Genomic DNA, 12,671 nt, shown 5'->3' on the forward strand with positions numbered 1-12,671 from the left:
TAATGTGTGTGAAGGGCCGGTAACGGAGACGCTGCCGGCCCTTCTTTTAAAAGAATGAAAGGAGAAAGAGAGATGTTAGAACCTGCATTAAAAGAACAACTGAAGGGTATTTTTGCCGGATTGGAGGCTGACTTTACCTTTGATATATCCGTATCAGCCAGTCATGAAAGCCGTGCCGAATTGCTGGAATTGCTGAGCGATGTAGCCGAATGTTCCGATCACATCACTTGTATGGTAAATGAAGGAAGCGGACTTAAATTTACGATAGGAAAGAATGGTAAACCTACAGGAATTACTTTCCGTGCTATCCCCAACGGACATGAGTTTACTTCTTTATTACTCGCCATCCTGAATCTGGACGGTAAGGGAAAGAATTTTCCGGATGAGGCTGTCTGCAACCGTGTGAAAGCCTTGAAGGGTCCGATACACTTAGTGACCTATGTCTCACTGACTTGCACCAACTGTCCGGATGTAGTTCAGGCATTGAATGCAATGACCACACTGAATCCTTCCATTACTCATGAAATGGTTGACGGTGCACTGTATCAGGATGAAGTGGATGCCTTGAAGATACAAGGCGTGCCTTCTGTATTTGCCGATGGGAAACTGCTTCATGTAGGTCGTGGCGAATTTGGCGAATTGCTTGCTAAACTGGAAGCGCAATACGGTATTGATGAAACCAAGGTGGAGACGGAAGTGAAGGAATACGATGTTATCGTAGCCGGTGGCGGTCCTGCCGGAGTATCAGCAGCCATCTATTCTGCCCGTAAAGGCTTGCGCGTGGCGATTGTTGCCGAGCGTGTCGGCGGACAGGTGAAAGAGACGGTAGGCATTGAGAATCTGATTTCGGTTCCCGAAACAACAGGAAGCGAACTTGCCGATAATCTGAAAACGCATCTTCTGCGTTATCCTGTTGATTTGTTGGAACAGCGTAAGATAGAAAAGGTAGAACTTGCCGGAAAAGATAAACTGGTAACTACTTTCGTAGGAGAGAAATTCATTGCTCCTGCATTGATTATCGCTACAGGTGCAAGCTGGCGAAAACTGAATGTTCCCGGCGAGAACGATTATATCGGGCGTGGAGTCGCTTTCTGTCCTCATTGCGACGGTCCTTTCTATAAAGGAAAGCAGGTTGCGGTAGTGGGCGGTGGAAACTCCGGCATCGAGGCAGCCATTGACTTGGCAGGTATCTGTTCTAAAGTCACCGTCTTTGAATTTATGGATGAACTGAAAGCGGATAATGTCCTTCAGGAAAGACTTAAATCTCTGCCGAATGTGGAAGTATTCGTGAGTTCGCAAACGACAGAAGTAATCGGTAATGGCGATAAACTGACAGCCTTGCGCATCAAAGACCGTAAGACGGAAGAAGAACGTTTGGTAGAACTGGACGGAGTATTCGTGCAGATCGGACTTTCCGCCAATAGCAGCGTTTTCCGTGATATTGTGGAAACAAACCGACCGGGTGAAATCGTTATCGATGCGCATTGCCGTACCAATGTGACGGGAATCTATGCAGCCGGAGACGTATCGACCGTACCTTACAAACAGATTATTATTTCTATGGGCGAAGGTGCGAAAGCTGCCCTTTCTGCCTTTGATGACCGCGTGCGGGGCATCATCTGATAAAATAGATTATTTATACATTTCCCCTCATGTATAAGTAATGGCCACAGAGATTGTAAAAAGTCTCTTGTGGCTTTTATTTTTTTCTTACCTTTGTGATTCTAATATTTAACCCCCAATGAGAAACATGAAAAAGATATTCTTACTGATTTCCGCGATCTTGTTAATTGTTCCGGTGCAGGCTCAGCATACGTTGAGACTGATGACCTATAACATCAAAAATGCAACAGGCATGGATGGTGTCTGTGACTTCCAGCGTATTGCAAATGTGATTAATAACGCTTCTCCCGATGTGGTAGCTGTGCAGGAAGTAGACAGCGTGACCAATCGGAGTAATCAGAAATATGTATTAGGTGAGATAGCCGAGCGGACACAGATGTATGCCTGCTTTGCTCCAGCTATAGATTATGATGGCGGAAAATACGGAATCGGTCTGCTGTCAAAGAAAGCTCCGCTTCACTTGCAGGCTATAGCTTTGCCCGGCAGGGAAGAAGCCCGTGCATTGATCTTAGCGGAGTTTGAAGATTATATTTACTGTTGCACTCATTTATCCCTTACGGAAGAAGACCGGATGAAGTCATTGGAGATTCTGAAAACTTTTGCTGCTTCCTATAAAAAGCCTCTTTTTTTGGCAGGAGACATGAATGCGGAGCCGGAATCGGATTTTATCAAAGAGTTGCAGAAAGAATTTCGGATACTCTCTAATCCCAAACAACACACTTTTCCTGCTCCCGCCCCAAAGGAGACTATTGATTACGTGGCGGCTTTTAAGCAGAATGATAAAGGATTTGCCGTCGTCTCTTCGGAAGTGGTGAATGAACCTGTAGCATCCGATCATCGCCCTATTGTTGTGGAACTGCGCACTGCCGAAAAGGCGGATAAGATATTCCGTACTAAACCCTATTTGCAGAATCCGGTTGGAAATGGAATGACCGTGATGTGGGAAACCACTGTTCCTGCTTATTGTTGGGTAGAATACGGTACGGATACGACTCAATTAAAGCGTGCGCGTACTATTGTTGACGGACAGGTAGTCTGCAATAACAAGTTACATAAAATACGGCTGGATGATTTGCAGCCCGGTCAAAAGTATTATTATCGTGTCTGTTCACAAGAAATGTTGCTTTATCAGGCATATAAGAAAGTTTTCGGAAATACTGCCCGTTCTGCTTTCAGTGAATTTACTCTGCCTGTAACCGGTACGGATTCTTTTACTGCTGTTGTGTTCAATGACCTGCATCAGCATACCCATACCTTCCGGGCTTTGTGCAGGCAAATTCAGGATATTGACTATGATTTTGTTGTTTTCAACGGTGATTGTGTAGACGACCCGGCAAGTCATGATCAGGCAACTGCCTTTATCAGTGAACTGACCGAAGGAATGAACGGAGATTGTATCCCGACTTTCTTTATGCGGGGGAATCACGAAATCCGGAACGCCTATTCTATCGGTTTGCGTGACCATTTTGATTATGTAGGTGACAAGACTTATGGCTCTTTCAACTGGGGAGATACCCGTATTGTCATGCTGGACTGTGGAGAAGACAAAACAGACGATCATTGGGTCTATTATGATTTGAATGATTTCACCCAGTTACGTAATGAACAGGTCGGTTTTCTGAAGAAAGAACTGGCTGCCAAAGAATTTAAGAAAGCGAAGAAACGTATCCTTCTGCACCATATCCCTCTTTATGGTAATGATGGAAAGAATCTTTGTACTGAACTATGGACTAAGCTGCTGGAAAAAGCTCCTTTTGATATCTGTCTGAATGCTCATACTCATAAGTATGCTTATCACCCGAAAGGTGAATTGGGGAATCATTTTCCGGTTGTTATAGGTGGAGGATATAAGATGGAGGGTGCTACCGTGATGATTCTTGAGAAGAGGAAAGAAGAACTCAGAGTCAGGGTGTTGGATGCAAAGGGAGAAACTTTGCTGGATATAACGGTCTGAATAATGTATATGATAGTTTGAATCATAGAATTGAATTTCACCCCAAAAGTTTAGTTTCTAACTTTTGGGGTGATTCTTTTTATATTGATAATACCTAATAGTTCCTTTACCTCTTTTTTATTTTAGCTTCCTCCTGAGATGACAATGAATGTCAGGCCCAAAATGAATAATATAAACATGACTCCCAAAAGTCTGTTTGTCGCTTTGGAGCTACCGGTAAATTCTTTCCAGATGAAAACACCCCAAAGGGCAGCAATCATCGGTGCTCCTTGTCCAAGTGCATAAGAAATGGCTGCTCCCGCTTTTCCTGCGGCAATGTAGCTTAATGCCGTACCTAATCCCCAGATGCATCCTCCGAGAATTCCGACCATGTGTGTACTTGCTTTTCCGGCAAAGTATTCCTTGTAAGTGACGGGTAGACCAACGAACGGACGCTTCATCACAAGTGTATTGAAGAGGAAGTTGCTTAGGAAGATTCCGATAGCAAAGATGAAGAATGCAGTATAAGGAGTTGCCATTCCGGTTGTCGGTGATTCAAAGTTGTTCAAATCCATGGCAGCGGCGACAAACCGGTAAAAGAATGACATCAGTATACCGGCAATAGCAGCAAGAATAATTCCCTTTTTGCTGTTATTGGTTCCCGCCTTTTGATTCTTACCGGCTGCAATACCGTTGCAAATGATGGCGATAACAATCAGTACGACTCCTGTGAATAGCCAGAACGGATCTCCTTTGGGGGAGCTGAAATAATTAATGAATACTCCTAATACCAATGCCAGTCCTACTCCCAATGGAAAAGCTACTGCCATTCCGGCAATGGATACTGAGGCGGAAAGGAGAATATTGGAAGCATTGAAAATAGCTCCTCCGATAAGTGCACTGGCAATATATGCCGCTTCCACTTGTTGGATGTCTTCCAGAAAACCTCTTCCCGAATCTCCGAAACTTCCTAGTGTGAATACCAGAAGTAGGGCGAACAGCAAGATGCCGATGGTGTAGTCCCAATAATAAAGTTCATAACGCCAATTCTTACTGGCCAGTTTTTGGGTATTTCCCCACGATCCCCAGCATATCATTGTGATAAAGCAGAAGATAATAGCTAAGGTGTAACTATTGACTATATACATAATGATTTTTTTTTAAGATTTCAATTCTCTTTTCCTGTCACTTGTCTTATAAGTGCGTTGCGGGTTGCCCGAATATTTTCTTCCCCTTGAATAGTGAGATATTGGTGTTTACCGCTTTCAGAAGGAGAAAAAATACTTTGTCCGATACTGTCTATGGTGATTGTTCCCTTCTCGGATAAATTGAAATAATTATTCCCCGGTTCTATGGCTTGTAGCACGGATGTCAAATCCCATGTTTCTCTGTCATATGGCATTTCCTGATATATTTTATATGATACGCACAGAGGATGTTTATAACTGCCGGCAAAATCATTTAATATACTTTGATGAGGATATCGAATTTTGTTTCCTAGTTCCCATCCGCTGGCAATAATTGGAGTAGGCCATTCTTTGAAAGTAATTTGGGCTGCATTCAGATCATTAACAATGTTCCATTCAGGGAAGTCGAATTCATTACCATAGAGTCCTCCCATGACAGATAGTAATTTTACCTTTTGTGCTACCAAGGCTTTTCCATCCAGCTCGCTGTATTCATCTGCTTCCGAGATAAGCAAACGGGCTAGATTTGTTTCCGGGCCTAAGGCTATAAATACCACAGAATGATCTTCTTGCTCTGCCAGCAATTTACGCAACAGTTTATATCCTTCCGGAATATGATCTTTTAGGCTTCTTTTTGGATGTAATATTTTATTGTTGTCAATAATAGTATCCAGCGTTTGGCGGAGATAATGTCCGTCGTCTGTATTCATCCCATTATAAGCATAACCTAAAGGTATGTCGTATTTGTCGTTGAAACGACAATAAGCGTCAATATATTCCAGTGAATAAGGATTACACTTGCTTATAGTGATACCTAGCAAATCAATTTTTCCTTTTTTCTCATAATTAAGCAGCATTTGCATGGCTAAAACATCATCGATATCATTTCCAACATCCGTGTCGAGTATGACAGGAATTGCAGAAGTAGTCTCTTTTTGTTGTGCACAGGAACAGAATAAAGAGACGGTTATTAGAATGATTGCTATATATTTGAACATATCTTGGGTTTTTATAAGTTATTTCCAATATTCTCAATTGTATTGCTGGTTAATGATTGTTGCGAGGAATAATTTACTTTATAAAGTACGCCTCCTTTAGCATGGAGAGTCTGATTTTCTAAAGTTGCAGTTCCTTCTTTGGTAAATGTGCCATTTACATCATATCTTCCGGAAATGGTTTCTCCAAATTTACCATTCTCTAGTTTGAATTGAGAGTCATTCAAACTATAAATCAGTAAATAATTGTGCATATCTAATACGAAACCTAAAGAAGCATTATTTGTCTGGAATGTGATTTGTGCTCCAGTAGTACATATTAGTTGTTCTAATTTGTCTTTTGGCTGATTATCGTTAATATTAAATGCTGCAAAGTTCTCCGGTTTTACTTTGGCAACATCTATATAAGCTGCCGCCAAGCCTTTTATGAGACTACGAGTAGGAGGTGTAAAATCTTTTTCTTGTAAATCCCATGTATAAATTCCGTGGTCAATTTGGTCCGGTTCGGTGGTGTTGTTGATAAAGAAGTTACTGGTAGCCAAATCGTAAATATCATAGCCTCCTCCTAATGCGAAAGATGTCAAGATAAGACTCGGACTGTTTGCATAACTACCTTTGTTCTCGGCAACCAGCGCATAATTTCCTGCAATTGATGCGTATGCCATGACTTCATTTTTGAGATGTTTAACATTATCTTTATAAGCATCAACGCCAATGAAATCAATGCCTTGAAGATCGAATACATCTTTGGGGCGAGCATTAGTTGCCTCTGGAAATGGATTAATACCATCACCGTAAATTAGATTGACACGAGTTACTACTCTGTAAGAACTGTTTTTTACAGCTTTTCCTACAGTATTTAATGCATTTGTGATCATTGTCCAGGCCTTCTCTTTGCTTAGAGGGGTCCCATCCCGATATTTTAAATCTTTTTGGTCGATTCTCCAGCGCATTAACGCATCAGGTTCATTATGGATCTGAGCTGATATAACGGGGTGCTTGTCTCCATTTTGAGAATCCCAGTATCGGATGTGGTTAAATAAGGCGGTGATGGCTTTGGTTTCTCTCTCCAGTATCCATTCATCATCAAGAATCATGGTGTATTGATAACCATAATAGTTCCAAAAATTTCCTTCATCATTCCGGCTGAGCCTTTTGTTATATTCTTGAAGCACATATTGAGGTATCAGGTAGGAGAATGAATCTCCTACCATATTCGTACTGAACCAAAGTAATTCCATTTTCAAATTATACTTGTTGACGAACTGCAAGATTGAGTTTACGATACTATAATCGTACTTGTTTTCTTTAGGCTCTACCATATTCCATGAAATTGGAATTTGCACACAATTTAGTCCCAGTTCCTGAGCTTTCTTGAAGTAGTTTTCCACTTCATTAATAGTCATCTTGTCACAATTGAGAAGGGCATCAAGGCGTATTTGTGCACCAAGAAACGGAAAAGGTTTACCGTCAACAGAAACATATGTTTTGTTGTTTTCAGTCACTAGTTTACTTACTTCTATTTGAGAAAGTATTGGTTCGACGTATGTTTCATTATTATTGTCAGAACAAGCTGTTGCGAATAATGAAAAGAAAACCAGTGCGTAAGTTAGTATTATCATTCTTTTATACATAATTGGTCTTTGTTAAATTAGTAGATTATTGGATTATTGCGGGGTTCCTCCTCCTGTCATAGGCCAGCCCGGATTCTGATAGATAGGAGAAGAATCCAAATCACCTCCGGATGAAGTAACCAGAAAATGTTCTGCTGCTATCGGATCGAGATAGTGTGCCATATTCCATTTATAGCCGTTGTAAACAATGTTATTGGCTGTGATGTGATAAGGAGCAAGATAAGTACTGAAGCTACGTGGTGAAACATTTTCTCCTTCTTTAAGAATGGAGTTGCCGTTAGAATCTTTATACCAGTCCCAGCCATACATTTCCTGCCATAAATTCATTCCTAGGATATGGTAGGGTTTGGTAATCATCTGGTCCATTGAACGCCATCTATGTAAGTCCATGCTACGTAAACCTTCCGCCATCAACTCACATCTTCGTTCACGGCGGATATTATAACGTGTGGCATCAATAATTTCTCCGCCGGAATATGCCCCCCAATCAGTTTCTGCTTCTTTTGACATATCTGTAAGCCTGATTGTTTTGGTATAGTCCTCATCAATGCCGGCTCTGCGACGAATCGCTTTCCAGTACTTTTCTGCATAGGAGTCGAGTGAACCATGCAATTCATAATAAGCTTCTATATAGTTGAGATAGGCTTCGGCTGTACGGAATATGATAGAACCGACAATACTTTGAGTGTTATTTGTGTATTTCCCGTCAGGGTTTAATCCTTTGCGTAAGGCATAGCCTGTATTGTACTTTTCTGTAACAGAAGAGGCGGTTATATTGGGTCCCCATTCTTCTACTACCCCATGATCTCCTGCCTGAGTATGCAAATTTTTCTGTCCTGGCTTTTTGATGAAGATGTCTGCACGGGTATCCCTGTTTTTAGTGATATGAATGATATTATTATCTCCCCAATAAGATGAGTTTTCATCTGCCCACATCAGGGATGCATAAATAGGTTCTCCATTTTTAAGAATAAAGGCGTCAATCATGCTTTTAGTAGTGCCTACTCCATTGTTGCCGACACATCCGTATTGACAAACTTCATTTGCCACTCCTAATCCTGTGTTGTAGCGCCTCCATAAAAGTACTTCATTGTATTTCTCCATGTCAATATCGCAGAACATACTGAAATAAGGATTTTCAGGTTCCGAAGAAGTTTGTGGGAATACTCCTGTATTGGCAGTTAATATATTATATTTTTCTGCTATGATTTGTGCCGCTTTAATAGCTTCATCAAAGAAGAACTCTGATTCTTTTTCAATACTTCCGGATTTAAATGAGTAATTAGCATTATAATCTTTATTTGCTCCCGGCCATCCCGGTCCATTGGGTACAAAAGCTGTTCCTTTAAAATTCTTCAGCCATGAGCCTTCGTAAAGTGCGACCCTTGACTTGAGAAGGATAGCGCAGTCTTTGCTTAGCCGGTTCTTACCTCCGGAAGGAGCTATGTTTTGCATCATTTCTATAGCTTTGTCCAGATCAGATAAGATAAATCTGGCTACTTCATTTCGGGGGGCTCGTTTGCTGATTTCTATCAGAGCTTCACGTTCATTAGGATAAGTTTTAGTAATAATAGGAAAGTCGCCTAATGATTTTAATCTTTCAAAATACATGAAAGCTCTGAAGAAATACATTTCTCCGATATAGTGTTTGATATTGGTCGTGTTTCCGACAATGGCATTGTTTTCATACGATGGAAGCACATTTTCAAAGAAATAATTGCATCGGTAAATATCAGCGAAATACCATGAGCCTCCTTCTTGTCCTACTTTCCAGTATCCGGGTGCATACATTACGTTAGGTTGCATACCGGCCATATTATCTGTGTTATTGTCAATTTCAAAAGTTCCATATCCATAGGTGCCATGAGTAGGTAGCACTTGATATTGATCAGTAGCAAAAGCTGCAATATTACTTTCTGTTGTCAGATATTCATTTGGAGAAAGTTGATCAAGAGGTTCTTGATTTAGGAAATCATTGCAACTTGTCAAAAAGAGCACTCCGCTCAATAAGGTTGATATCGTAAGTCTTTTCATAATATCCTGTTTTTAGAATGTGACATTTAATCCAAAAGAGAATGTTCGGGATAGTGGGTAAACGTTTCCGTGTCCCCAACTACCGCCTTCGATTGATTCGGGGTCGAAGAAGTCAATAAGGCTCGTAATGGTGAACAAGTTTTCACCGGATGCGAATATCCTAAGGTGCTGCATTCCCATTTTTTGTACGATGTTGTGTGGCAAGCTATATCCTATCTGCAGATTCTTCAGACGTAGATAAGATGCATCTTGTAAATATTTAGTTTGTGATTGCTGGTTTTTATCGGTGTTGAATAAGGGTCTTGGATAGTAGGAATTCAGATTCGTTCCCAATGGACTGGCTTCGTCATTTCGGAAATAATCATCGTGTCCTTTTAGTGCTGTGGAAAACCAGGGCCCTTGTCTACCGTTTGCACCCCAGAAGTAGTAACTACCCTGAAAATAATCTCTTTTCAATGTTCCTTGCCAGAACATTCTGATATCGAATCCTTTCCAATCGGCGGCTAATTCCAGTCCTACATTATATCGGGGCGTGGAGTTACCTATTCTTTTTAAATCACCGTGATCTTGTAAGGTGCGGCTTCCGGCATCAATTTTTCCGTCTTCATTCAGATCTTTATACATAATGTCTCCGGCTTTCCAGTCTTGTCCGAGATTACTTTGTCCACCGTTGATTAATCTTCCGATGTGTTCGGCCATTTCCTGGTCAGATTGTGCAATGCCTATCGTTTCATATCCCCATATTTCACCCACGTATTTTCCGGCATAAAATCCATCTATCAGTCCGGAAGGATTTGAATAACGAGTAATCTTGGTACGACTGTCGGCAAGTGTAAAGCGGGCACTATAATTCAATCCATTATTTAACCGGTCTTTCCACATTAGTTCCAGTTCCCATCCGAATGTTTTAAGATTTGTATTATTGGAACTGGGAACGGCTGTTCCAAGGACTACAGGCAATTTCTCCGAAGGGCCGACCATATCGTCAGTTTTACGAATGTAATAATCAAAAGAGCCGGTTAGCCGATTGTTAAACAGGCCAAAGTCAACTCCGGCATTCCATGTACGGATTTTCTCCCAGGAGAGATTATAGCTGACGAGTGAAGGTGCCCAGGCAATATTGGCTAATGTTCCGTCAATGATCCATGATCCTGTTCCTGTACCGATTGTAGAATAAGTCGGATATAAAGAAGATGTATTTTGGTTACCCAAACTACCATAAGAGGCTCTGACCTTAAATGTGTTGACAACTTTGCTGACAGGCAGGAAGAATTTTTCTCTGGCTATGTTCCAGCCTACTGATGCGGAAGGGAAAAATCCCCAACGACTGTCACTACGAAATCGTGAGGAACCGTCATAGCGTAGATTTACTTCCAGAAGATATTTTTCCAGGTAATCATAATTCAATCTGCCGAAGAATCCGGCGGTAGCCCATCTGTTGTGTCCACCTGCTACATTCGGAGCAACTTTTTGGTTATTTGAATCCATTCCGGTAGAAGTGTTGATAGTCGGTTTTCCCGGATAAATGACTCCTAGCTTCTCAGCAGCTATATCTTTATAATTATTTTGTTCGGCTTGAAACCCGAAAAGAACTTTCATATTATGTGATTTTGCAAAGGTCTTTGCATAATCTGTATAGAGATTTACATTAAAATAATCGCTGGCATAAGTGCCTTCATGTACTTGGGAATCGTTATTCCATGTATTGCCCTTAGTCTTTCCGTCAACACCTGTCTGATGAACAGTTAAGTAATCCCAGTGTGAATATTGTGTATTGTATCGATAGCTTAAATCTCCAATCAGTCGCCACCCTTTGATAGGTTCTACCGTTATATTCAGTTGTTGGTAGAGCCAAGTGTTTCGTTCTTGTTTTTCACCTCCGTTTTGCATTTGGAGCACATGGTCGTCATATAGAATACCATTTGGGTCATAGAGAGGTTTGGTAGGCCAACATTGGCGTCCGATTTCGGCAAAAAAACTTTCATTAAGATGTGTCGGCTGTACATAGTCACTTCTGATAAAGCGAGTATTGAATCCGACTGATACTATTTTTGATAATTGTGCGTTGATTTTTGCAGATGCAGTATATCTGTTTGAGTATTCATCTCCGATTCTGAGCTCTCCATCCTGACCTAAATAGTTCGCTGATAAATAGTATTGTATTTTGTCTGTCCCGCCAGTAACGCTGATATTGTGCTCGTGTGCAAAGACATTGTCTTTGAAAAAATAGTCATAATAATCAATATTATCATTTCCTTGTGAATATCCGTCTGCCCATAACGAAGGATTATTGGGCACGGGGATGGTAGAATCGGTAATCTTGCCGGCCATATAGTCTTTGATGCGGTTTATCCTTTCTTCCGAGACCCAGTTGTAAGGTCCCCATCCGGAATTGGCAGCTGCATCATTATAGTATAAGGAGAACGTGTAAGAGTCTAATGAAGAAGGCATGTTGATAGGGCTACTTACACGAAAACTGTTGTTGTAGTTAACTTGCGCTTTACCGGCCTTTCCTTTCTTGGTCGTTACTAAGATTACTCCGAATGGCGCTCTGGAACCATAAATAGAAGAAGCTGCCGCATCTTTCAGAACTGAAATAGATTCTATATCCTGCGGATTAATGGAATAAATATCTCCTTCCATACCATCTATCAAGACTAGGGCACTTCCTGTAGAACCTTCTCCGATAGTTCCGACTCCACGTACATTGATCGATTGTTTCTGATTGAGACCTCCTCCCTGATTGCTATAAATATTCAAACCGGGAACCTGTCCTTGTAATGCCTGGACTGCATTGGATACAGGGATTGCTTCGAAGGCTTTCGAGTCAATGACTCCGACAGAACCGGTTAAATTAATCTTCTTTTGGGTACCATAACCTACAACGATCACTTCATCCAATAAATTGTCGTCAACTCCCAGTGTTACGTTTATCATTTTTCTATCACCTACTGTAAACTGGACTGTTTTAAATCCGATGTAACTGAATTCAATAGTTGAACTTGGATCCGCTTTCACTTGGTAGTGTCCGTTAAAGTCAGTGACGGTTCCGGATACTATATTCCCATCTTTTACTTTTATGGAAACTCCCAGTAGAGGTTCTCCATTATTATCTTTTACTGTTCCGGATACATAATTCTGAGCATATGTATTCATTGAACATAAAAGTAGGTAGCCCAGCAGGCAGATAAGCTTATGACTTGAGTTATAAGTTATCAGGTGGACAGCTTTCTTTAAGAGAGTAGAGTGTCGATTAGTTTTCATA

At 41.0% G+C, this 12,671-nt stretch carries 7 protein-coding genes; 2 read left to right on the top strand and 5 right to left on the bottom strand.

The window, feature by feature from the left end; translation table 11 throughout:
- Window positions 1-72 precede the first annotated feature (72 nt).
- On the top strand, window positions 73-1,623 hold the full coding sequence (gene ahpF, locus DW640_RS09020; protein WP_199610311.1) for an alkyl hydroperoxide reductase subunit F: 1,551 nt from the start codon (window positions 73-75) through the stop codon (window positions 1,621-1,623).
- A gap of 127 nt (window positions 1,624-1,750) precedes the next feature.
- Complete coding sequence (locus tag DW640_RS09025; protein ID WP_199610308.1) at window positions 1,751-3,577, top strand: endonuclease/exonuclease/phosphatase family protein; 1,827 nt, start codon at window positions 1,751-1,753, stop codon at window positions 3,575-3,577.
- Window positions 3,578-3,699: 122 nt separating this feature from the next.
- Here DW640_RS09025 and DW640_RS09030 read toward each other — a convergent pair whose 3' ends face one another.
- Genes DW640_RS09030 through DW640_RS09050 form a run of 5 tightly spaced genes read right to left on the bottom strand, consistent with a single transcriptional unit; the run spans window position 3,700 to window position 12,670 of the window.
- Window positions 3,700-4,704 carry a GRP family sugar transporter gene (locus DW640_RS09030; RefSeq protein WP_011108492.1) on the bottom strand — a complete coding sequence of 335 codons (1,005 nt, stop codon included), beginning with the start codon at window positions 4,702-4,704 and terminating at the stop codon, window positions 3,700-3,702.
- 20 nt (window positions 4,705-4,724) lie between these two features.
- Complete coding sequence (locus DW640_RS09035) at window positions 4,725-5,741, bottom strand: nucleoside hydrolase (protein ID WP_022471969.1); 1,017 nt, start codon at window positions 5,739-5,741, stop codon at window positions 4,725-4,727.
- Between the two features lie 11 nt (window positions 5,742-5,752).
- On the bottom strand, window positions 5,753-7,360 hold the full coding sequence (locus DW640_RS09040) for a DUF4969 domain-containing protein (protein WP_225629641.1): 1,608 nt from the start codon (window positions 7,358-7,360) through the stop codon (window positions 5,753-5,755).
- 45 nt (window positions 7,361-7,405) lie between these two features.
- A complete protein-coding gene (locus tag DW640_RS09045) occupies window positions 7,406-9,406 on the bottom strand; it encodes a RagB/SusD family nutrient uptake outer membrane protein (RefSeq protein ID WP_117577876.1) in 2,001 nt (666 codons plus the stop codon).
- A 12-nt stretch (window positions 9,407-9,418) separates the two neighbouring features.
- The gene (locus tag DW640_RS09050; RefSeq protein ID WP_008761957.1) at window positions 9,419-12,670 is read right to left on the bottom strand and encodes a TonB-dependent receptor; all 3,252 of its coding nucleotides are present in this window, start codon (window positions 12,668-12,670) and stop codon (window positions 9,419-9,421) included.
- Between the last annotated feature and the right edge of the window lies 1 nt (window position 12,671).

The organism is Bacteroides sp. AM23-12, assembly GCF_003434395.1.
In the GTDB taxonomy this organism is placed as follows: domain Bacteria; phylum Bacteroidota; class Bacteroidia; order Bacteroidales; family Bacteroidaceae; genus Bacteroides; species Bacteroides thetaiotaomicron.

What these genes read in the sequence shown, in the direction of transcription:
- DW640_RS09040 (WP_225629641.1), bottom strand. Translation starts at nt 7,360, where the DNA reads ATGATAATACTAACTTACGCACTGGTTTTCTTTTCATTATTCGCAACA.
- DW640_RS09035 (WP_022471969.1), bottom strand. Translation starts at nt 5,741, where the DNA reads ATGTTCAAATATATAGCAATCATTCTAATAACCGTCTCTTTATTCTGT.
- DW640_RS09045 (WP_117577876.1), bottom strand. Translation starts at nt 9,406, where the DNA reads ATGAAAAGACTTACGATATCAACCTTATTGAGCGGAGTGCTCTTTTTG.
- ahpF (WP_199610311.1), top strand. Translation starts at nt 73, where the DNA reads ATGTTAGAACCTGCATTAAAAGAACAACTGAAGGGTATTTTTGCCGGA.
- DW640_RS09030 (WP_011108492.1), bottom strand. Translation starts at nt 4,704, where the DNA reads ATGTATATAGTCAATAGTTACACCTTAGCTATTATCTTCTGCTTTATC.
- DW640_RS09025 (WP_199610308.1), top strand. Translation starts at nt 1,751, where the DNA reads ATGAAAAAGATATTCTTACTGATTTCCGCGATCTTGTTAATTGTTCCG.
- DW640_RS09050 (WP_008761957.1), bottom strand. Translation starts at nt 12,670, where the DNA reads ATGAAAACTAATCGACACTCTACTCTCTTAAAGAAAGCTGTCCACCTG.